Consider the following 21050-nt stretch of genomic DNA (forward strand, 5'->3'; position numbering starts at 1 on the left):
GACCCGACCCGACCACCTTGATCGATAACCGGGTCAGCCGGCGCATCGAAATCCCATGTGCGGAAGACGGGTCTAGACGACCTACCGGAACTCGCCGGTCGCGTCCTGGACTCGCTGTCCTCGTTCGAGGTCTGGCGAGGGATTACCGAGTACCAGCAGCGGCAACCGTTCGTGCCAGAGGACGAACGACGGCGCAAGGCACTCCTGGCGGCCGTCACCGCGTCGGCGCCCGCGCACTGGTCCGACGAGCAGCGGCTGAAGGCCGCCGCCCTGATCGACGTGGTGTGGAACCTCCCGACCTTCGAACGCCTGATCGCCGGCTGGAAGCTGGACACCGGCCAGGCCAGCGACGCCGTCACCTGGGCCATCAGGCTGCTGGTCGAGGCGGTCCGCGGCCGGCCGCCGGGCACCAGCTGACCAGCGGCCAGCCGATGGCGCGGCCCGGCCAGGTCGGAGTGGAAGGGGTTCGCGACCCGGCCACGGCCCGCCGGCGTCCCGTCCGAGGTCCCCGTCGTGGCGGGCGGGACGCGACCGGCACCATGTCGCCCCTCGCACTCCTGAATGACCGGGCCGTCTCGATCAACAACAGGGTGAGGCGCCGCGCCCACCCGTAGACGCTGGCGTGATCGACGGTGACGCCGCGTTCGGTCAGTAGCTCCTCGACGTCCGCTAGGGCGGCGCCTAGCGCAGGTACACCTGATGGCCAGCACGATCACCTCTGGCGGGAACCGGAACCCGGCGAACCGGAGCCCAGAACGACGGAACGGACACGCCGACGATGCGCCACTCGATCACGCTCGCCCGGGGCAGGTCCAGCCACGGCGCCCGACCAGCGCGGCACCGCCTTCGCGGGTCCATTCCCATCTGGAGGAGTAGGTGTTCACTTCCTGCGGTTGGTGCTAGCCTCCCATTTGAACACTGGTCAAATGGGAGAGGTTGCATCGCGATGCGGCGACAGGAAGAGCTGGACCTGACCGGCAAGGTAGTGATCATCACGGGGGCGAGTCGGGGGGTCGGCCGGCAGGCGGCCCGGACGTTCGCCCGCCGCGGTGCAAACGTGGTCCTGGCCGCACGGACCGTCGAGCCCGACAGGAGCCTGCCCGGCACCCTGAACGAGACGCTGGCCCAGCTCGAGGATCTGGGCGGCAGCGCGATCGCGGTGCAGACCGATCTGGCCAGCAGCACGGACCTCGAGCGTCTGGTCGACGCCGCCGTCGACCGGTTCGGTGGTGTCGACGTACTCATCAACAACGCCGCCGCCACGACTGGCGACATCTGGAACAAACGTTTCCTGGAGCTGACCCGCGAGGACTGGCTGTACCAGTTCGACGTCAACGTCCACGCTCCCTTCACGCTCATGCAACTGGTGACACCGATCATGGAAGGCCGCGGCGGCGGCAGGATCCTCAACGTCACCACCGGCAGCGGCGAGGTTTTCCGTGAGCCGGAGGAGCTCCCTCAGCTCGACAGCATCGGGGAGTTCAGCCTGGCCGTGCCCGGCTACTTCTCGAGCAAGCGGGCGCTCGACCGGCTCGGCAACGTCCTGGCTCCCGAACTCGCCCGTAAGAAAATCGCGGTCATCGGCCTGCACCCGGGCCTTGTGGCCACCGAACTCGTCGCCATCCGCGTCCGGGAGGCCGGCCTCGACGACACCGTGGCCGTGCCGATGGCTGTCCCCGCCCGCATGCTGGCCTATTTCGCCTCCTGCGCCGACCCCATGGAGTACACCGGCCGGCTGTTCTGGGCAGAACGTGAACTCAAAGAACTCGGCCTCGACCCGGACGAACAGCTCACAAAATCCGCCTGAACCACAACGAAACCACCACCCGGCCAAGAACACCGCCGTCAGGCGGAGGGGAAATCATGGATCTGGATAAGTATGGGCCGTGGGCACTGATCGTCGGAGGCTCGGAGGGCATTGGCGAGAGCTACGCCCGAAAGCTCGCGGCTCAGGGATTCAAGCTGGTCCTCACCGCCCGCAAGACGGGCCCCTTACAGGACCTGGCTGATGATCTGCGCGCGGACGGCGCCGAGGTGCGCATCTTGTCCGTCGACCTGAGCCGGCCGGACGCGCTGGAGCAGACCCGGACCGTCACCGACGACGTCGAGGTCGGCCTGCTCATCTACAACGCCGGCGCCAACAAGGTCCGCGGCGACTTTGTCGAGCTGGACCCCGCCGTGTACCGAGACGTCATCACCATAAACGTGCTGGGCCAGGCCGAGTTCGCGCGGCACTACGGCGGCCTGATGCGTGCCCGGGGACGAGGGGGAATCATCCTTTCCGGCTCACACGCCAGCTTCATGGGCGCGCCGACCCTCGCTGCCTATTGTGGATCGAAGGCGTTCAGCCGTATCTTCAGCGAAGCGCTGTGGATCGAGTGCCAGAAGTACGGAGTTGACGTGCTCCACGTCAGCATAGGTCTCACCGCAACCCCGGCGATGGTTCGGGCGGGCTACACCCTCGACGCCGCGCAGTCGCCCGACGACGCCGCCCAAGAAGCTCTCGACAATATCGCCAACGGCCCGTTGTGGATCGCGGGCGGACATGCCTCCCTCGAGATCGCAATCAACCGGTCCACGATTCAGGGACGCGCCGAGGCCGTCCGAGCATTCGCCACCCCGGGACGGTTCTAGTAGGAATTTGTTAGGTAACTTGGCGACAGGTACACGATCTGCGCCGCCCGCAGGCAATGTGGCGAACGCTCCGGTCTGCGCGGGCGACCTCGGTGGGTCAGGGTAGGTCCGTGGGGCCGCTCGACCCGCGCAGGAAGGCAGTGAGCTCGAGGGCGACGGCTTCGGGCTCGTCGAGCATGGAAAGGACACGCGCGCCGGGGATCTCGGCGTAGCGTGCCCTCGGCATGAGCTCGGCGAGCCGGTGGCCGTGGGCCGGTGGCATCACTTTGTTGTCGGGGGACCACAGCACGAGGACCTCGCCGGTGAAGCTGGCGAGTGCTTCGGTCTGTCTGATCAGGGTGAGCCGGTCGAAGTGGGTGCGGCAGTACGCCCGCAGGTCGCGCAGCACGCCATCGTCGCGCAGCAGCGGCTCGGTCCAGCCGCGGATCGTCTCGTCGGGAATCGGGTCGCGCGCCATCTGTCCGAGCAGGATTGGTAGCCGGCGCAGCCAGCGGATCCGGAACTGGCGGGCGGCGAACCGTGCGCCGCCGGGGGTCCTCGCCGCGAGGGCGGCCATTTTCCCGGGCAGGCCTGGCGGGAAGTTGTCGAAGGCCTCGCAGGGCAGAACCGCCTGCCGGGCGACCCGCTGGTCCCGGCCCTGGGCGGTGAGGAAGAGTCCTCCACCCCAGTCGGCATGCACGAAGGTGACGTCGGTGAGGTCAAGGGCGTCGAGGAGGTCGGCGACCAAGGCGGTCAGGGCGGGCAGGGTCAGGTCAGCGTCGGGCCGCATGGCGCGCCGGTGCGCCCCGAGCGGAAGCACCGGCCGAAGGTAACGGAATCCGTCTGGCAGCAGCGGGAGCACCTGGTCCCAGACCGTGTGGTCCATGAGCAGGCCGTGCAGCAGAACGACGGGTGGGCCCACACCGGTCTCGTGGTACTCGATCTCGCCCGCTGGCAGGGACGCCACACGCACGCTTGATCCTTTCGGTCGTGGCCGTAGGTGTTGGTTCGTCGGATATTGGCGGGCGCCCGGAGGTAGACGCTGGCCGCGAGGTTGAGTGCACCCTGGGAGGTGGCTGTGCTGGATCCTCCGAGTAGGAGGGTGTTGGCGTAACGGAACGTGATCGTTCGTCGATAGCGCGGGCTCTTGAGCGGGACCACCGCTGCGTATCGAGGGTGAAGGTCGTGGATGGCAAGGTCAGCGAGCGAAATCGGCGGGAGAATCCAACCATCCCCCCAGCTGCAACTCTCAGTGACGCTTGGCGCTCTTGGGATCGCCTCCGTCGATGGGTGGCGTGAGGTGCTGGCTGTGACCGCGCGCGGCGCGGCGGCGGATCCGTCCAGATAGCGCGCGCAGGAGGCGCACCTGATACGTCCAACGGCCGGTTGGCTGACTTGCCGCGGTGGCTGCCCACTCGGCCAGGTCGATGCTGTCTTCTATGAGCGCGTCGTGCAATGGCCGGTAGAACAGCGGCCAGGTGAGCCTGGCTGATCCGCGCAGTCGCATCGTGCACAGGTGCTGCAGTGTCGCGTGGCCGTCGGAGGACTCTCGCACGATGTACTCGTGGAATCCGTCGAATCCCCGAGGTGCTGTGAAGCGGAACCGGATCCACCGGCCCGGTAGGTAGGCCTCGATCCGATAGCGGATCGGCCCGTGACCGCCGACCGCGCCGACCTCCAGGGGGCGGTCAAAGCGCATGGACGGCCAGGTCTGGTGCGGCCACAGCCGGTCGGCGGGACTCGCCAAGGAGTCCAACAGGACGCCGACCTGCTCGGCGGCGGCCGGAAGCCGACGACTGTGCACGTTGAGAACGGCCATTGGTCCACAGCCCTCCATGTAGAGAGATATCTCTAATATTTTGGAGGATACTCTCTACTACGTGGGACGACCAGTTCGTGACGATGCCGACACCTTGCTGGACGCGGCCGCCGGGCTCGTCACCGAACGCGGTCCGGCCGGAGTCACGATGTCCGCCGTCGCGCGCGGCGTCAGCACCCAGCGCTCGGTCTATCACCACTTCCCCGACCGCGCCGCGCTGCTGCCTGCGCTGTGGTTGCGGACGCTCGCGCGATCCAGAACGCCATGACCGCCACACTGAGCGCGATCCGCCGCGGCAGACGGCGGTGGAAGCCGCGCGGCACGTAGTCGAGTGGTCGCCAGAACCCAGCTGAGGGCCGGGTCTGCTCGCGGGGTTCGACTTCGGCTGGCGGTCGCATTTACCGAACTCGCCAAACCAGCCTGATCACCATCGTCGCTCGGGCGGCGGCACGCAGCATCTCCCCAGAACGCAAAATCGCCAATTCAGGGGCATCGAGTCTTAGCTAGGGTGTGATCCGCTCGCCGCACCAGAGGTGCCGGTCCTGGCTGCCCGGAGTGTCGTTCTCGACGATCTCCGTATCGGTGCCCGCGGCGTTGACCCGAACAATCGTGTAGCAGGTGTTGATCAGCCCGAAGTCCCGGGTGAGGTCGAGGTTTCCGGCAATGAGCCCGTCGGCGTCGTAGTCCTTCACCGCTCGCAGCGACGTGATGAAGCCGGCGCGGGTCGGGCATGGGCCGGCCTCCTCTAGGCCGCGGAGGAACATGTCGGCGGCGATATAGCTCTGAACGGCGGTCTGGGCGTCGGGTGGCTGAGTCTCGGGCGCGTACGCGGACATCGCATCCAGATACTGTCGATGGCCGGTGGTCATCTGTTTGAAGGGAACGTAGTCGAGGAAGGTTGTGACGCCGGCGAGGCTCGGTCCATAGTCCCGCAAGGACTCGCTACTGAAGCCGCCGATCGCGAGCATGACACGCACCCTCGCCCGCGCGGGACCGAGGCGGGACAAGATCGAGGCAGAGTCCGCGGCTGACAGGGCGACAACCACCACGTCTGCTCCCGATCTCTGAATCTGTTCGGCGACTCGCCCTGGATCGGAAATTCCGGGGGTGAAATCAATCCGCTGCGGCTCTACCAGGATCTGCTGGGAAGCGAGGCTCTCTGTGATCTGCCGGACCATGTCATTACCGATCGATGCCAGCTCGTCGTTCATGACGACGACCGCGTCGGTGCCACCCCGCGACCTCACGTACCTGCCGTATGTATCGACCGAGGGGCCGTCCGTGATGACGTAGGAGAACGCGAACATGTTCGAGCTGGCGGCCTCCGACCAGATTCGCTCGGCAGGGAGCCCGCTGACCGGAATGCCGCGTTCGCGGAGGAAGATCTCACCGCCGGACGCCGCCGTGGTCGCTTCGATCAGCCCGAAGGCGCTGTGTTGCTCGACAAGAGTCTGCACTGCCTTCAGGTTTCCGCTGGCCGTGCCCAGGTCATCCGCCCAGTCGTACACCACCCGCCGGCCATGGATGCCACCCTCGGCGTTGGCTCGTTCGAGCCGCGCTTCAATGCCACCACGCGCGACAGACAGCGCCGGTGCGACAGGACCGCTGTCGGGAAAGACGACACCAATCCTGATCTCATCGGTCGACACGCCCGGTGATGGTGGGCACGACGGGAATGCCGAAGACGTGGATCCCGGTGTACATGAGGCGACGCCTAACATGACCAGTGCCGCGCCGAGCGTGGCGACCGTGCGGCTGTTTTTCGGTAGGCGACCGCTCAACACGGTGCTCCTTTCTCAGGGCTGCTTCAGGCGCCACCGCCGGCGTGAATGAAGCCGTAGGATGACGGCGGTGACCGGCGAGCTACTTTCTGTTGAACTCACCCGACAACACCATGTCAGCGGATCGAAAACGTCCGGATGGCGCACGGGGACGGGAGGCCAAGTGCGGAGGTCGACAGACACGTGCCGTTGCCTAGGTAGGTGGAAACGGCGTGAAGCCCGGTTCCGACTCAGTCTTCTTTCTCGCTGGCGTTGCCGTCGTCGACGAACGTACCTGCGTCGAGACCAGCCAGGACCTGCTTCATCACTTTTCCGGTCGGGTTCCGGGGAAGCGCGGTGTGTCGTATTTCTACGCGGGTGGGAACCTTGTAGGAGGCCAGAGTCGTGGCGCAGTGTGAACGCATACCGGCCGCGTCCAGGCTCGACCCCTCCCGCAACACGACGACTGCCTTCACTTCTTGGCCGAACTCGTCGTCGTCGACACCGATGACGGCCGCTTCAATGATGTCCGGGTGCTCCTCGAGCCTGTTTTCGATCTCGAATGGATACACGTTTTCTCCGCCACGGATGATCAGGTCCCGTCGGCGGGAGGCGAGGAAGAGCACGCCGTGTTCGAGCCGTCCGTAGTCGCCGGTGCGGAGCCAACGGCCCGGCGCGAGCGCCTCGGCGTTGGCCTCGTCGTTGTTCCAGTAGCCGATCATCAGGAGCGGGCTGCGAACCCAGATGTCACCGTCATGTCCGTCGCTGACGGGATCGCCGCGGTCGTCGGCGATCCGCACCTCGACCGTTGGAAGTACGGGGCCGACGCAGTCGGGAGCTTCTGCCAGCATCGCCTCCGGCGTCCACGATATTAGTCCGCCCGACTCGGTTGATCCATAGCCCGAGGAGGATGTGCCGGCCAGATGCGGAAACCGCTCCTCGATGATTCGGACAAGCTGCGGCGTGGTCGCCGATCCGCCAATTCCGACGCTGGCGATCTGCTTTGGGTCCACCTCGCCGACGCGAGGATGCTGGAGGAGCCGGAAGATGTGCGTCACCGTGCCGCCCCAGATATTGATCCCCTCACGTACGGTGAGGTCGATGACCATGCCGGGGTCGAAACGTCCCAGGGGCCACACGGTCGTGGCCCCGACGTGGACGGCCGTCAACGTCGCGGCCAGCCCTGATACGTGGAACAGCGGGAACACGGCCAGCCTGGTAGCCGGGCGAGCGGGCGCGGCGCCGCCGCGAAGCGCGGATCCCCTCACCCCTAGGTATTCCTGCATCATGATGAACGCCACAAGGCTCCGATGGGACAGGCAGGCCGCCTTCGGCCGTCCGGTGGTGCCGCTGGTGAAGATCAGCGCGGCAGGATCGTCCTCGGAGACCGGGCAGTCGGGAAGGGGAGCGTCCGGCGCGTGCCGAATCATGTCGCCGAAGGTCTTGTCGACGTCGACATAGGAGCAGGGAAGGCGTGCCCCTCGTTTTTCGTCAGCGAAGACGACAGCCGGGCTTGTAAGATCCAGAGCGTTTTCGATCTCGGGCTCACTCCACCAGCCGTTCATTGCCACGAGAACCGCGCCGAGCGAGGTGGTGGCCCAGAGCACCAGAAGCCAGCCCGGCCCGTTCGCCGCGCAGATCGCGACTCGATCGCCCTGCCGTACACCATGCACATCACGCAGGAAGGCCGCGGTGGACGCAACCCGCGACGGGAGCTCGGCGAACGTGATGCGTGACCCGTCCCCGAAGACGAAACAGTCGCGAGAGCCAAAGCACGCTGAAGAGGCTAAGATCTCGCGCAACGAGGTCGGTCGATTTCTGAACACCGGCATCCGTTCACCGAGAACCAGATCCTCGGTGACTTCGAACGGACCGCCCGGGCCGGTCAGGCGGTGGTCGGCTTGGAGTAGCGCGTTACGCGCGATATCTAGCGACATGGACCATTCCTCCGTGGATGTGCGCTTCTGTTGTCAGTCGTGCGTGTCGGCGGTATTGTTAGATTGCGTGCCGATGAACGGACGGCCAGTCAAGGCCCGGAGTTAGCCGACTGTTCTCCCGGCATCGTGCCCAGTCTTCCTCGGATCTCTCGCGGTTCCTGGACGTGACACGAATCAGGCCGGCAGGAGCGCGGTGTCGGCTGCGCGCGCGACTGGGGCCGTAGCGAACCGGGTTGGCCGGTTCAGAAGCTTGGTGCGGCATCGCTCTGGTACCGGGGCAGGACGTCGTGAGGCCCAAGGAGGTCCGAGGTCCGTCGCCTGTCCGGCCGGTCGACGGGCGGCTAGAGGATGCCACGGGCCCTCAGCAGGTCTACCGCATGGTCGCCGTAGCCGCGTAGCAGCGCGGCGAACTCGGCGTAGGCAAGGGCGCCGTCACCTTTCCTGATGGCCCGGTGCGCGGCGCTGACCCCGCGCTTGTGCTCTTCGACCGCCTCGGGTATGTGCGCGAAGAGGTTGCCAAGAACGACCTCGATCGTCAGCCGCGAGAATGAGTGCAGCCGCGGGGATCGGGCCATCGCGAGAGTCTGATGCAGGTAGGTTGCGCTCGCGTACCGCACCGCGTCCGGGTCGTCGGCGGCGAGCAGCACGCGCTCGGCGGCGTCCAGCGCGTCGAAACCGTCGGCATCGCCACGCTCCGTCGCGCGCTCGGCGGCCAGCCCGTACAGTTCGCCGAGCAGCGCGTAGTGGTCCCGAATCGAATTTTCGTCGAATCCGTTCACGAATGCGCCGCGGTGGGGCTCGATCGAGATCCAGCCTTCGCGTTCAAGCGCTACGAGCGCTTCACGCACCGGTATGCGGCTGACGCCCATCTTCTTGGCTAGCTCGTTCTGCCTGACATAGTCGCCCGGTCGCAGCGTCCCCGCGAAGATCGAAGCCCGGAGGTAGCTGGCGACCTGGCTACTGCTGCTCTGACGGTCGACGACAGGCCGGCTGTCTCCGGCGCGGGCACCGCGCGCCCCCGGGGCCTGCGCCATCCGGCGGTTCGGAGAGATGGTCGCGCTCCTTTTCAGACGTCGCGGCGGCTGTGCGTCGGCAGCTTCCATCAGGTGGTGGGTCACTGCGTCGGCGCTCCTCGGTGCCCCGACGCGGGCCTGGTCGGCGGAGGCTGGGAGGCGTCTCCAGGCCTGATCTCAGCTTGGTTCGTCTCGAGGGGAGGGCGGCCTCAGGACGAGGGCCTGCCGATTCTGGCCGGCGGCGGTCACGCTGGGATGAGACGCACTGGCATCTCGGTGATCCCATTGATGAAGTTGGACCGAAGCCGACGTACCGGCCCAGTCAGCTCGACCCGATGTATGCGCTCGGCCAAGGTGCGAAACATGATCTCGATCTCGTGCATCGCGAGATGGCGGCCGAGGCAGAAATGGGGTCCGCCGCCGCCGAAGCCGATCTGCGGATTGGGTGTGCGTCCGATATCGAACGCGAGGGGGTCGGCGAAGACGGTCTCGTCAAAGTTGGCGGACGAGTAGAAGACGACGACCTTGTCGCCTTCGCTGATGAGCTCGCCACCCAGCTCGACGTCCTTCGTGGCTGTACGGCGGAAGGCGTTGACAGGGCTGACCCAGCGTACGATCTCGTCTGCCGCGAGCGGAGCGAGGTCCGGGTCCGATCGCAGCCGCTCCCACTGCTCGGGGTTTTCGATCATCGCGCGCATTCCACCGGAGATCGCGTTCCGGGTGGTCTCGTTGCCCGCGAACATCAGGAGAAGGAAGAAGAGGTCGAACTCGAGCTCGGAGAGTTCACGGCCCGTGTCATCAGGCGCGACCAGTCGGCTGACGATGTCGTCGGCGGGGCAGCTCCTCTTCGCCGCGCCGAGGCCATTGGCGTACTGGTACACCGCCATCGCCGCGGTCGTGGCCTGCTCCGAGCCCAGCTCGGGCGTCGAGGCCAGGTGGACCGACCATTCAAAGAGCTTGGACCTGTCCTCCATCGGCACGCCCATGAGCTCGGCGATCACGATCAGAGGGAGCTCGGCGGAAACCAACTCGACGAAGTCACCGGTTCCCACCCGCAGCGCGTCGTCGACGATGCTCGCGCAGGCCTGCTCGAGCCGCGTCCGCATCCGCGAGATCATCCGAGGAGTGAACCCTCGGTTGACGAGGCTCCGCAGGCGGCTGTGTTCCGGTGGGTCCAGGTTCAACATCATGAGTTGCTGTTCCGCGAGCTTCTCGTCGGGCACCTCGTCGAGAAAGCAGGTGCTCCGGTTGGACGAGAAGGTTGGCGAGGAACGCGACACCTGCACGACGTCGGCGTGCCGAGTGACGGCCCAGAACCCCGCTGGTCGCTGAGGGTCGGGATGCCGGTGGACCGGGGCCTCCGTCCGCAGCAGTCTGAAGTCGTCGTGCGGGATGCCGGCCAGGTAGCGGGTTGGGCTGAAGACATCGATCGCGTCCAGCGAAGGCGATCTTCTGTAGATGCTCACGGCGCCCTCCGACGACTTCCTGGGACAAGGCCGGACGGTCAGTGAGGCCGCCTCGACTGCTCTGTGGGTCGCTGCCGACTGGTAGGACCGGCGGGCTCCGATGACAGTGCGAACCCGCGGGTTCCGGGCGTTCCGCGTGCGGAACCCGCGGCGCCCAGTCCAGCTGTCAGACAACCTAGACTAGCAAGTGCTTACTTGACAATAGTGCTATCGCGGTGACAGGTCAGTCCCCGCGGCCCGACCGCACCCGCCGGGACGATGCGGCCCTGGTGCCTGCTGCCTGGACGGCCGGAGACGGCTCCCTGTGCCCCGACATGCGGCTCTATGGGCGCCTGGCGATGTGCGCCGTGACGGTTCCAGCCGTGTCGTCGACCCAGCCCTTGCCGCGGGCGTAGGCAATCATCCCGTCGAAGCGGGCCTCCCAGTCGGGCGCCGTGGCTCGTGCTCCGGCGGCCTGGCGAAGGGCGGCGAGACCGAGGGGAACCTCGCCGTCGCTGACCACGGCGGTCGTGAGACCAGCGGCGCGCAGAGCCCCGATCACCGCGGTGTCCTCGGCCCCGACCGCCTCGACATGAAGGCGCGTGCAGTCGTCCGCCTCGAGGAGTTCGACCGCCTGCCCGTCGTCGCCGCGCACCAGCAGGAACATTGGGAACTCCTTTGGTAGTGGTCTCCGGCCGTTTCGGGATCCGCCCCGACATCGCGCGGGCGCTGAGCGCGGACTGGAAGGCCGTCAGCTCCGCAGGCTGTGACGACCCCGTCCGCCGAAAACGGGGAGTGTGAGGTGGTTCGCGAGGCCGGGAGGCGCCGCGACGACGGCGGGAATCGCGTTGAGCCCGTGCATGGCGACCGTCAGCGACGTGGGCCGGCGGGCGTCCTGTTCGGTGCTCAACGTCATCTCGGTGCGCAACGTCGGCTCGCCGGAGATCTCCAGTATCCAGCGGCAGTGCCCGGTGGGCCAGGCGGGAGCGACATCGTCGGTGACGCGCCACACGTACTCGACGGTGGCGAGGGGCCTGCCGGCCGCGATGCCGACGAACCTGAAGCGGGTGGCGACGACGGTCCCGGGTGCGTATTCTCCGGAAGGTGCGCTGAGCGGCACAGGAGTCGTCGCGAGTTCCCGTTCGTACTGGATATCGTCGAGGTGCTCACCCATCGCCTCGACGAGAAGGGTCAGCGCCGCGGCATACGGGGAGTTCTGGGCGTCCTCGAAGAGGCCGTACATCCCCGCGGGAGCGTCCGGGGGAAGCCCGAATCCCATGAAAGCCATGGTCGACGACTGGTAGTCGTGCATGTTGACGATCTCGGTCACCTTGACGTGGTCCACGCGCCGGCAGACCCTGGTCATCGTGATGGGCCACAGGTCGAGGGCAAATCCTGGGGTCATGCCGGCCGCGTAGAAGGTGCTTTGGCCTGCCTCGCAGGCCGCGGTCAGGCGCGCGATGATCTCCGGCGTGACGTGGGCGGGCGCCAGACCCGGCCTGATGTAGAGGAACAGATCGACCGCGCTCGCGATGACGTTCTTGCCGGACTCCAGTAATCGGGCGATGTCGTCCACTGGCTGGTCCAGGGACACAAGAGTCGTACCGAGGGCGTTGTACAGGACGCATTCGGCCTCGGTCGCGATCAGTGCGTCCACGTCGTCGGTCGCGGTCACGCCCAGCCTCGGGCGGCCGACGAAGTCACCGGCGTCCCGACCTATCTTGGCGGGTAGGTAGGTCCGCAGCCCGACCAGTTCCAGCTCCGGCCGTTCGAGGATGCCGCGCAGCGAATGCAGGCCGACGTTTCCTGTGCCCCACTGGATGACCCGTGCCATGTGATTGCTCCGCTGTCCTGGAAGGTCGATTGCCTGCATGGCATATCGCCATGATCTCGGTGTGGTCGGGAGTCGTTGGAGGAGTGCGTGGCAGACGCGTGTCTGCCCGCACGGGGCCAGGCGGTGGCTGGCTTCCCGTCGGTCAGGTCCGCGCCGTCGTGGAGGACGCGGGCGACAACCAGCGCCAGGACCCTGCCGCCGACCGCCGTGCTCGCGGCCCATACCTCCGAGAACGGACCTCACTCACCTGGCGGCAGTGCCCGGCCGGGAGGGCGTCATGAGGCCGACCAGGACGGGCCACGTCACGCGACCGTGGACCACGAGGGGTAGCCGCCCGCGAGCACGGGCAGGGTGAGGTTCGTCTGCACGCCCGGCGCGGCCCGGCAGAGCGCCGGGATGGCGTTGACGTTCAGGGTGGCGACCGTCAGCGACACCGGGCGGCGGGCGTCGAACGTCGTGCTCAGCGCGAAGGAGGAGCGCACCTGTGGGTCGCCGTCGATTTCCAGGATCCACTGGTCGCCGGTTGGCCACTCCGGGGCGACGTCGTCCGACATCCGCCAGACCCAGCTGTTGACCAGGAAGTCCCGGCCGTCGACGACCCCGATGAACATCATCTTGAGGGCCGCGACCGTGCCGGGCTCGAGCGTCCCGATTGCCACGTCGACGGGTTTGTCCGTGATCGCGACCGCGCGTTCATACCGGACGTCGGACAAGGTGAGCCCCATCGCGTCGGCGACCTGTCGAAGCGAGGCGTAGAAGGGCGACCGCGGGCTGTCCCGGTGCATCGCGTCGATGGGCCGGTCGCCGGCTGGCAGGCCGAATCCCATGAAGTCCCGCGCCATCCCCGAGTCGTAACGGCACATGTCGACGACCTCGGTGACCCGTAGCTGGTCGATCGTCCGGCTCAGCCGGCTCATGGTGATCGGCCACAGGTCCATCGTGAAGCCCGGGTTGATGCCGGTGTCGTAGAAGCTGGACTGCCCGGCGGCGCACGCGTCGCTCAGGCGCCGCAGCGCGTCGGGAAGGATCGCCGGATGGACGAGGTGCTCCAGGGCGCTGGAGGTGACGTTGAACCCGGCCCGCAGGAGGGTGCACAACTCGTCGAGGGTGCGGTCGAAGCCGCCGGGGACCGTGCTCCCCAACGCGGTGTAACAGACGCAGTCGGCCTCGGTCTTCAGGACGTCGTCGAGGTCCACGACGCAGGTGACGCCCGTCCGACCGGTGCCGATGAGATCGCCCGCGTCGGTGCCGCGCTTCGCGGCGGTATAGGCGCGTACGCCGGCGAGTTCGAGGTCGGGGTGGTCGACGATGGATCGTAGGGCGTGCCGACCGACGTTGCCGGTGCCGCATACCACCACTCGGTACATGAGGCGCTCCCGCGGATGGTTGGTGACATGCGAACGGGTGGGAGGGGCCGCCCGCCTCTACTTGATCGCGGCGCCGGCGTCGAGCGGGAGCGTGACGCCGGTGATGTAGCGGCTCTCATCCGAGGCGAGGAAGAGCACGGCGTTGCTGATGTCGCTGGACTCCAGAAAGGGCACCGGCATGAGGTTCATGAGGCCCAGGACCTCGCCGAGGTCGTCCTGCGTCGGGGCTTCCTTGTCCGGGCGGATGGTGCGGAAGGCCATCTCGTTGATGATCATGGGAGTGGCGACGTTCGAAGGGTGGATGCTGTTCACGCGGATCAGGTGGGGCGCGAGTTCGTGCGCGGCGCCGCGCATCAGGCCCACGAGGCCGTGCTTGGCCTCGGTGTAACCGCCGCCGGCGCCGAGCGTGCGCAGCCCCGCGAGTGAGCTGGTGATGATGATCGATCCACCGTTGCCACCGTCGATGATGGCTTGTTTGCTGGCCTCGATGGTGATGTAGACCCCGGTCAGGTTGACGTCCACGACCGCGCGGAAGATGCGGACGCGGTCGGCGGCGCTTGCCGCCGGGGCGTACGGGCCGGTGATTCCCGCGTTCGCGCAGACGATGTCGAGGCGGCCCAGCTCGGCGACGCCCTCGCCGACCACGGCGGCCAGAGCCTCGAGGTCGCGGACATCCGCCTCCCGCGCGACGATGCGCCGCCCCAGGGCCTCGACCTCGCGAACCGTCGTGGCGAGGTCCTCCTTCACCGCCATCGGATAGGGGACTTCGTCGATCTGCTCGAACAGGTCGACCGCGATGATGTCCGCCCCTTCGCGCGCCAGCGCGATCGCATGACTGCGGCCCTGCCCTCGCGCGGCGCCGGTGATCAGGGCGACCTTGCCCTCGACCCTGCCCATGGGGAGTCCTCTCTCTCAGACGAATACGTGTGTGGGTGGCTGGCTGCGTCAGTCGCCGTTTCGGACCGCTGTTCCTGCTTCGGGGGCATCCGCCGGCGCGACGAGCTGGTCCAGGCTGGCGCCGAAGCCGAGCCGGGGGAGGTAGGACTCGAACTCCTCGACCCGGTTGGCCGGCGTGAGCAGCGTCCCTGTCGACATGATCGTGTCGAGGTGGCCGCGGAACTCCTCTGGTGTCGGATCGTCGGCTATGTAGCCTTCCGTGACACCGAGCACGAGCCGAGCCATCCGGCCGCCGCCCACCAGGAAGCACTCACCGGAGTGCGGGAACGAGGCGTGCGCGAGCAGGAGGACGGCCGCGGCCACCCGCTCCGGGGTGAAGCGGGACTCCATGAAGTCCCGGAACGCGCCCGGCGGGATCGAACTCGTCATCCGGGTGAAGGCGGTCGGCAGCACCGCGTTGCTGGCCACGCCATGTTCGGCGCCGATCTGCGCGACGGCCCGGGTGAACGCGATCAGACCGGACTTGGCGGCCTGGTAGGCCACGCCTTCCCGGCTGCCGAACACCGCGCCCGACGACGTACAGACGATGCGTCCGTGCTTCTGGTCGAGCATCGGCGGCAGCGCCGCGCGGGTCACGGCCATCGTGCCGAGCAGGTGGGTGGCGACGGTTCGTTGGATTGTCTCGTCGGGGCAGGTCACGAACTCCGAGGTGTCCAGGATGCCGGCGTTGTTGACGAGGACGTCGATGCGCCCGAAGGTCTCGATCGCGGTCGCGACGATGCGCTCCCCGCCGCCGGGCGCCGTGACATCGTCGAAGTTCGGCGTCGCCTGGCCGCCCGCCGCCGTGATCTCCGCGGCGACCGTCTGGGCCGGCCGGGCGGAGCCACCGGCCCCGGAGATGTCCCCGCCGAGGTCGTTGACCACCACGGCGGCTCCGCGGGCGGCCAGAGCCATCGCATAGGCCCTGCCGAGACCGTTGCCCGCGCCGGTGACGACCGCGACCTGGCCGTCGAAGCGCAGTTCCTGGTCGAACGAGCGGTCCGCGGTCATGTGTTTCTCTCCCATCCCTGCCCCGTGTCATGCCGGACGCCACCGGCTCTCGGTGGCATCCCGTTCCGCGCCGCGCGCGGCCGCCTGACGCCGGCCGTCCGACGCGTTCCTGGCCGTCCGCTCCGCTCCGGGCCGCCGCGTCAGGAGGCGGGGGACGTCGATGCGCCGAGCGCGCCGCGCAGGATCCTCGTGTGCCGCGCGGTCGCGTGCGCCTCCAGGTCGAGCTCGCCGCTCCAGTACTCGACGGGGGAATCCAGGTCGACCGCGCGCCGGAAGCCGTCGTCGGCGAACCGGTACAGAACGCTGACCTGCGGCGTGTCGAGCAGGGACAGCAGCGGGCTCCAGCACGCGACAGGGGTCATGACTGGCGGGTCCGCGGCTGCCGGACCGGAGGCGAACTGCTTTCCGACACTCGCCAGCGCGTCGGCTGGGTTCGACACGGTCAGGCGGTCCAGCCGGTAGAGCGGTGGGCGCGTCTCCCCGCCGCCGTGAGCCGCGGTCTGCGCCGCCACGGTGGCCAGCGTCCCGTGACGCAGCTCGTGCAGGGTGGACAGCTGCCCGTAGCACATGCCCTGGACGGTCGCGTTCCATGCCGCGCCGTCGGGTGAGGCGTGCCAGCGGTAGAGCGCGCTGAGTTCGGTGGAGTCGGCCAGTTCCGTCAGGGTGACGAACTCGTAACCTTCGCCCGCCCCGTGCGGCACCCAGGCCGCCAGTACAAGCCGCCCCGGGGCGCCTGCCTGGCCGGGCCCGGGGCGCTCCCGTAGCGCCTCTTCGAACGGGAGTTCCTCGCGGCCCTTCACCTGAAAACAGTCCTGCAGCAGCACAGTCATCGTGACCTCACTGAAGGGGGGACCAGGGAGCCGAACGCAGGAGACGGGTGGTCCATCTGTCGCGGGTCGCCAGCGCCGTCCACATCCAGGTCCCCATCGCCTTGTACTCGCGGGGAATCTCCTCGGTCACCAGACGTTCCAGCGCCGCGGTGCTCCGGATCTCGCTCAGGTTGAACATCTCCGGCACCGGGCCGCCGCCTGGCACCGTGCGCCAGCTCGCGCGCAGCGCCACCCCGGACAGATCCTGCTCCGTGAGCGCCATGTAGCGCTCGCGCATCATGTCCTCGTAGGCGCGCATGTTCCCGAATGTCGGTGGGACGAAGTCGTGCATGTAGGACCGGGAAGGTCCCGTCCCCGGCTGGGCAGGGATCTCGGTGACGCTGGTGACCGCGAAGGGGTCGTAGTCCAGCGGCTCCAGAATCCGGGTCTGGACTCCGTCGCGCAGACTGCTCAGCTCCGCGGCCAGGTCGGTGAGATCACCGGAGTGGACGCGGGCCCCGAGCTCGGCGAGCGCGGCCCCGTCGGCGACTCCGGTGATCGTCACGGCTTCGTCGGCGTGCACAGCGCCACGGGTCGAGGTCGCGAACCACGCCAGCCTGGTGTCCGGCCGGGTGGCGACCTCGGGAAGCCAGCGTTCCTGGACGACCTGCGCGAAGCGGTCCCTGGTAGCCGGCCGGAGGTGGTGGACCTGATGAAGCCAGAGCATGAATCACCTGCCTTACCCTGGGCGCCTGGCCCGGAAGAATCGTCTGTATGGCTGCGTGGGCCGCCCGCCGGCCGCCCGCGGCGTGGACGCATCGCCCACGGCCCGCGCGCTGATCCGTCGGTGGTCAGGTGAGCCGGCCGCCGCCCCAGACGGGCAGGTCGAGAGGGCTCTTGATGCCTGGGGTCGCCCTGCACACACTGGGAATGGCGTTCACGGGAGCCATCGCGACGGTGAGCGACGTGGGCCGTTTCGCGTCCATCTGGGTCTCGGCCTGGCATTCCACCCGCATGGTCGGGTCGCCGACGATATTCATGATCCACCGGTCGCCCGTGATCCATTCTGGGACGACGGTGTCGGTGATCCGCCAGACGAACTCGCTGGTCAGTGCCGGGCGGCCGTGCGCGATACCGACGAAGCGGATGCGCTGAACAGCGACCTCGCCGGGGTTGACCCGGCCGATGGCGATGTCGATCGGCTCCTCGGCCACCGCGTAGTCGCGTGTGTACTGGATGTCCTCGATCTCGAACCCGATCGCGTCGGCGACCTGGAGCAGCGAGCCGGTGAAGACGGAGCGGTTGCGGTCGCTGTGCATCTCGTCGAGGAAGCTGTGCGCGTCCGGGGGCTGACCGAAGCCCATGAACCGCATCACGCCTTGGGCTGTGTAGGCGGCCATGCTCAGCGACTCGGTGATGTGGATGCTGTCGATCGTCCGGCTGACCCGGGAGAACGTGATCGGGACCAGATCCATCGTGAATCCGGGATTGATCCCGGAGCCGAACAGCGTCGTCCCGCCGGCCTCGCAGGCTCGCTCGATGCGTTCCCGGACCTCGGTGGGCAGGAACGGGGGATGCACCAGGTGATCGATAGCCGACGTGGTGACGTTGTACCCGGCCTCAAGCAGGCGGCAGATGTCGTCCAGCGGGGCGCCGAAGGGGTCCTCGGTGGTCGTGCCGAGCGCGTTGTAGTTGACGCAGTCGGCCTCGGTCTTCAGGAGCAGGTCGACGTCGGTGGTGGCGAGGATGCCGGTCGGTGGGAGACCCACCAGCTCGCCGGCGTCGATACCCTCCTTGGCGGGGTCATAGACCCGTAAGCCGACCAGCTCGAGATCGTCGCGCTCGATGATCGCGCGCAGGGCATGCGTGCCGACGTTGCCGGTCGCCCATTGGATCACTCGGTAGGGCAAGGGTTCGCTCCTTACTGATGGAGTTCGTGGACCGGACAGGTCCGCCGCAAACCGTCACGACCCGATATGCGGGGATGTCCCGCTGGCGGCGGTCGGACGAGCCGTGATCTATGTACCCCGTGCTGTGACGGCGACGGCGCCGGCCGACGCCCGCGAGGGCGCTACCGGGGCGTGATGTCGAGGAACAGCCGCGCCGGGCCGTGCAACATCCCTGTCCTCGGGTGCTCCCAGCTGTAGCCATCAGTGAGGCGGAAGCTCGCCACGTGGTCACACCAGACGTTGATCGCGATCTTCATTTCCAGCCGGGCCAGACTGGCCCCGGGGCAGGTGTGCGGGCCGGTGCCGAACGCGAGATGATCGCGTAGCTTGTCGCGGCGCAGGTCGTAGGACACCGGGTCCGGGTACTTCTCCGGGTCCCGGTTCGCCGCGCCGATGCTCAGGAACAGCGCGTCGCCCGAGCTGATCTGCGTGCCCTCCAGGTCGAACTCCGGAACCAGGCACCGGCGGACGAGGAACTGCGCCGGCGAGTCCACGCGCAGCGCCTCCTCGATGGCGGGTTCGATCAGCGTCCGGTCGGCGACGATCTCCGCATAGAGATCGGGGTCCGCGGCCAGCCGGCGGAGCATGCTGCCGAGCGTGTTGCGCGTGGTGTCGCTCCCCGCTCCGATCGCGAACATGATCTGTGTGACGACGGCCCGGTCGGACAGCCGCTCGCCGTCCACCTCGGTGGTCAGAAAGCGGGTGAGTGCGTCGTTGGGCCATTCCTCGGCGGGCATCGCTCGCCGCTGCGCGATCCGTTCCTCGACGTACGAGGCCATCTCGGGGCCGGCGTCACGCAGCGCCATCGACTGGCCGGCGGTCACGGCCTTGGCGATGTTGACACCGAGCCCCGCTCCCCACTCGTAGTACCGCGCCGAGTCCGCCTCCGGAAACCCGAGAAGGCGTGCCATCGCCGCGGGCGGGATGGGTTCGACGAAGGCTCCCATGGCCTCGACGGTCGGTGATCCCTCCGACACCCGCGCGATCATCGCGCGGGCCAGGTCACGGCTGAAGGCGGCCAGGTACGGCCCGATCTGCTGGGACCGGTGCACCGAGACGACGTTGTTGATGATCCGTCGGATCTGGAGATGACGCGGTTCCAGAATGCCGGCGATCGTGGTGTCTTCTTCCGGCAGCCCGTCCTGGGCGGCGCTGCCTCCGAAGGCGTTGATGCTACGCAGGCCGGCCGCGACAGCCGGATAGCTGACGGCCATGTAGCCGGTCCCGCCGGGGAGCTGGTGCACCGGGCATGTGCGCTGCATCGCCGACAGGGCCGCGTATCGGGCCTCGGGTTCGGCGTCGAGTGGATTCACCGGACTCCTTCGTCGGTGCGGATGGTGCGACGAGCGCCACGCGGCGACGGTCAAGGCCGACGCCCGGCCCGGCTGGGACACGGCCGCAGGCCAGCCGCACGTCGGCGATGGCGGACCACTCAGCGGTACCGAGGGATCAGCTCCTTGCCGATGAGCTCGATCGACTCCATGATCCGCTCGTGTGGCACGTTGCCCATCTGCATGTGGATGATCACCTGGTCGACCCCGACCTGGTGGAAGGCGTCCAGGGTCTTCGCGCAGTCCTCCGGGGTGCCCGCCATGACGAAGCCGCCCTCGAGCAGGCCGTCAGCCACCGCCTTCGGGTCCGCGGAGATGGCGTCGAAGAACATCTTCGTCTCGCCCGCGCCGACGTGGGCGTAGCTCTTTGTGGGAGCGCCGTCCGGCCAACCGTTGAGCATGTACTGGTTACCTGCGAACGTGTGCTCCACGGTCTTCTCGGCGGCAAGTGTGCGCACGGCAGCGCGGTCGTAGCTGCACAGCCCGTTGACGAAGCCGGCGGTCTGGTTGTTGACCACGCCGCAGATCGGCTCGGCGCTGGTGATGTTCTCCTTGTAGGCGGCGATCGACGCCTCCAGTGACGGAGGGTCGGCCTTCAGCGCGAAGAAGAGCATGCCCAGGCCACGCTTCGCGGCGCGCTCCGCGTTGCCAGGCCCGACACCGCCTACCCACAGCGGCGGGTGGGGCTGCTGGACCGGTCGCGGGTAGGTCGTGCGCGGCGGCATCTTCAGGTAGTCGCCGTCGAAGGACACCTTCTCCTCGGCGAGCAGCCGGGCCACCGCCTCGAGCCCCTCCTCCCACTGGGCGCGCGAGGTCTCCGGGTCGATGCCGAAGCCATAGAGCTCCTCGGGGGTGGTCGACCGGCCGGAACCAAGGTCGACACGGCCGCCGCTGAGGCAGTCCAGCATCGCGACCCGCTCCGCGATGCGGACCGGGTGGTTGTACTGAGGAGGCGTCAACGCCAGGCCGAAGCCGAACCGGATGTGACTCGTCGCGTACGCCGCAGCGCCGAAAACGACCTCCGGCGCGGACATGTGCGAGAAGCCGCCGAGGAAATGGTGCTCGGTCAGCCAGACGTAGTCCCAGTTGTGGCGGTCCGCGTGCACGATCTGATCCACCGTCTGGCGGACGACGCGGGCCTCCTCGGCACGGTCCGCGGGCGGGACGTACATCTCGTAGAAGAGCCCGAACTTCACGAATACTCCTTCGGCAGTCTGGCCTCGACC

Annotated in this window: 20 protein-coding genes; 4 read left to right on the top strand and 16 right to left on the bottom strand. The window is 67.9% G+C overall.

Annotated elements, in window-relative coordinates:
- Positions 1 to 57: 57 nt before the first annotated feature.
- The 3 genes from I6A81_RS10180 (at position 58) to I6A81_RS10190 (ending at position 2634) form a co-directional block, all read left to right on the top strand.
- The gene (locus I6A81_RS10180) at positions 58 to 417 is read left to right on the top strand and encodes a hypothetical protein (protein WP_203003520.1); all 360 of its coding nucleotides are present in this window, start codon (positions 58 to 60) and stop codon (positions 415 to 417) included.
- A gap of 529 nt (positions 418 to 946) precedes the next feature.
- Positions 947 to 1807: an SDR family NAD(P)-dependent oxidoreductase gene (locus I6A81_RS10185; RefSeq protein WP_203003521.1), complete on the top strand. Its 861-nt coding sequence runs from the start codon at positions 947 to 949 to the stop codon at positions 1805 to 1807.
- Positions 1808 to 1863: 56 nt separating this feature from the next.
- Positions 1864 to 2634: an SDR family NAD(P)-dependent oxidoreductase gene (locus tag I6A81_RS10190; protein ID WP_203003522.1), complete on the top strand. Its 771-nt coding sequence runs from the start codon at positions 1864 to 1866 to the stop codon at positions 2632 to 2634.
- A 97-nt stretch (positions 2635 to 2731) separates the two neighbouring features.
- On the opposite strand, the gene I6A81_RS10195 is transcribed toward I6A81_RS10190, so the two are convergent.
- A complete protein-coding gene (locus I6A81_RS10195) occupies positions 2732 to 3586 on the bottom strand; it encodes an alpha/beta fold hydrolase (RefSeq protein ID WP_203003523.1) in 855 nt (284 codons plus the stop codon).
- A 276-nt stretch (positions 3587 to 3862) separates the two neighbouring features.
- Positions 3863 to 4432, bottom strand: coding sequence for a hypothetical protein (locus I6A81_RS10200; RefSeq protein ID WP_203003524.1), 570 nt, complete (start codon positions 4430 to 4432; stop codon positions 3863 to 3865).
- 61 nt (positions 4433 to 4493) lie between these two features.
- Between I6A81_RS10200 and I6A81_RS43165 the strand changes: the two genes are divergently transcribed.
- Positions 4494 to 4700, top strand: a complete 207-nt coding sequence (locus tag I6A81_RS43165) for a helix-turn-helix domain-containing protein (RefSeq protein WP_203003525.1) — start codon at positions 4494 to 4496, stop codon at positions 4698 to 4700.
- A gap of 235 nt (positions 4701 to 4935) precedes the next feature.
- Here I6A81_RS43165 and I6A81_RS10210 read toward each other — a convergent pair whose 3' ends face one another.
- The 14 genes from I6A81_RS10210 to I6A81_RS10275 form a co-directional block, all read right to left on the bottom strand.
- Positions 4936 to 6081, bottom strand: a complete 1146-nt coding sequence (locus I6A81_RS10210) for an ABC transporter substrate-binding protein (protein WP_203003526.1) — start codon at positions 6079 to 6081, stop codon at positions 4936 to 4938.
- Between the two features lie 362 nt (positions 6082 to 6443).
- Complete coding sequence (locus tag I6A81_RS10215; protein ID WP_203003527.1) at positions 6444 to 8129, bottom strand: class I adenylate-forming enzyme family protein; 1686 nt, start codon at positions 8127 to 8129, stop codon at positions 6444 to 6446.
- A gap of 341 nt (positions 8130 to 8470) precedes the next feature.
- The gene (locus I6A81_RS10220; RefSeq protein WP_307874567.1) at positions 8471 to 9247 is read right to left on the bottom strand and encodes a GntR family transcriptional regulator; all 777 of its coding nucleotides are present in this window, start codon (positions 9245 to 9247) and stop codon (positions 8471 to 8473) included.
- Positions 9248 to 9387: 140 nt separating this feature from the next.
- Positions 9388 to 10365, bottom strand: a complete 978-nt coding sequence (locus I6A81_RS10225; RefSeq protein ID WP_307874568.1) for a cytochrome P450 — start codon at positions 10363 to 10365, stop codon at positions 9388 to 9390.
- 565 nt (positions 10366 to 10930) lie between these two features.
- Positions 10931 to 11254: a hypothetical protein gene (locus I6A81_RS10230; protein WP_203003528.1), complete on the bottom strand. Its 324-nt coding sequence runs from the start codon at positions 11252 to 11254 to the stop codon at positions 10931 to 10933.
- A gap of 84 nt (positions 11255 to 11338) precedes the next feature.
- Entirely contained in the window at positions 11339 to 12421 is a 1083-nt protein-coding gene (locus I6A81_RS10235) for an NAD(P)H-dependent amine dehydrogenase family protein (protein WP_203003529.1), read from the bottom strand.
- Positions 12422 to 12723: 302 nt separating this feature from the next.
- Positions 12724 to 13788: an NAD(P)H-dependent amine dehydrogenase family protein gene (locus I6A81_RS10240; protein WP_203003530.1), complete on the bottom strand. Its 1065-nt coding sequence runs from the start codon at positions 13786 to 13788 to the stop codon at positions 12724 to 12726.
- Between the two features lie 57 nt (positions 13789 to 13845).
- Complete coding sequence (locus tag I6A81_RS10245; RefSeq protein WP_203003531.1) at positions 13846 to 14685, bottom strand: mycofactocin-coupled SDR family oxidoreductase; 840 nt, start codon at positions 14683 to 14685, stop codon at positions 13846 to 13848.
- Positions 14686 to 14733: 48 nt separating this feature from the next.
- Positions 14734 to 15735 (bottom strand): SDR family NAD(P)-dependent oxidoreductase, encoded by a 1002-nt coding sequence (locus tag I6A81_RS10250; RefSeq protein ID WP_203003532.1) that lies wholly within the window; start codon positions 15733 to 15735, stop codon positions 14734 to 14736.
- Between the two features lie 140 nt (positions 15736 to 15875).
- The gene (locus tag I6A81_RS10255) at positions 15876 to 16565 is read right to left on the bottom strand and encodes a hypothetical protein (protein WP_203003533.1); all 690 of its coding nucleotides are present in this window, start codon (positions 16563 to 16565) and stop codon (positions 15876 to 15878) included.
- A gap of 7 nt (positions 16566 to 16572) precedes the next feature.
- The gene (locus I6A81_RS10260) at positions 16573 to 17271 is read right to left on the bottom strand and encodes a hypothetical protein (protein WP_203003534.1); all 699 of its coding nucleotides are present in this window, start codon (positions 17269 to 17271) and stop codon (positions 16573 to 16575) included.
- A 124-nt stretch (positions 17272 to 17395) separates the two neighbouring features.
- Positions 17396 to 18454, bottom strand: a complete 1059-nt coding sequence (locus I6A81_RS10265; RefSeq protein WP_203003535.1) for an NAD(P)H-dependent amine dehydrogenase family protein — start codon at positions 18452 to 18454, stop codon at positions 17396 to 17398.
- 161 nt (positions 18455 to 18615) lie between these two features.
- Positions 18616 to 19806, bottom strand: a complete 1191-nt coding sequence (locus I6A81_RS45480) for a cytochrome P450 (protein ID WP_203003536.1) — start codon at positions 19804 to 19806, stop codon at positions 18616 to 18618.
- Between the two features lie 119 nt (positions 19807 to 19925).
- Entirely contained in the window at positions 19926 to 21020 is a 1095-nt protein-coding gene (locus I6A81_RS10275; protein WP_203003537.1) for an LLM class flavin-dependent oxidoreductase, read from the bottom strand.
- Between the last annotated feature and the right edge of the window lie 30 nt (positions 21021 to 21050).

The sequence above is a fragment of the Frankia nepalensis genome (assembly GCF_016786325.1).
Lineage (GTDB): Bacteria > Actinomycetota > Actinomycetes > Frankiales > Frankiaceae > Pseudofrankia > Pseudofrankia nepalensis.

What these genes read in the sequence shown, in the direction of transcription:
- I6A81_RS10190 (WP_203003522.1), top strand. Translation starts at nt 1,864, where the DNA reads ATGGATCTGGATAAGTATGGGCCGTGGGCACTGATCGTCGGAGGCTCG.
- I6A81_RS10215 (WP_203003527.1), bottom strand. Translation starts at nt 8,129, where the DNA reads ATGTCGCTAGATATCGCGCGTAACGCGCTACTCCAAGCCGACCACCGC.
- I6A81_RS10255 (WP_203003533.1), bottom strand. Translation starts at nt 16,565, where the DNA reads ATGACTGTGCTGCTGCAGGACTGTTTTCAGGTGAAGGGCCGCGAGGAA.
- I6A81_RS10230 (WP_203003528.1), bottom strand. Translation starts at nt 11,254, where the DNA reads ATGTTCCTGCTGGTGCGCGGCGACGACGGGCAGGCGGTCGAACTCCTC.
- I6A81_RS10235 (WP_203003529.1), bottom strand. Translation starts at nt 12,421, where the DNA reads ATGGCACGGGTCATCCAGTGGGGCACAGGAAACGTCGGCCTGCATTCG.
- I6A81_RS10260 (WP_203003534.1), bottom strand. Translation starts at nt 17,271, where the DNA reads ATGCTCTGGCTTCATCAGGTCCACCACCTCCGGCCGGCTACCAGGGAC.
- I6A81_RS10250 (WP_203003532.1), bottom strand. Translation starts at nt 15,735, where the DNA reads ATGACCGCGGACCGCTCGTTCGACCAGGAACTGCGCTTCGACGGCCAG.
- I6A81_RS10245 (WP_203003531.1), bottom strand. Translation starts at nt 14,685, where the DNA reads ATGGGCAGGGTCGAGGGCAAGGTCGCCCTGATCACCGGCGCCGCGCGA.
- I6A81_RS10240 (WP_203003530.1), bottom strand. Translation starts at nt 13,788, where the DNA reads ATGTACCGAGTGGTGGTATGCGGCACCGGCAACGTCGGTCGGCACGCC.
- I6A81_RS10200 (WP_203003524.1), bottom strand. Translation starts at nt 4,432, where the DNA reads ATGGCCGTTCTCAACGTGCACAGTCGTCGGCTTCCGGCCGCCGCCGAG.
- I6A81_RS10185 (WP_203003521.1), top strand. Translation starts at nt 947, where the DNA reads ATGCGGCGACAGGAAGAGCTGGACCTGACCGGCAAGGTAGTGATCATC.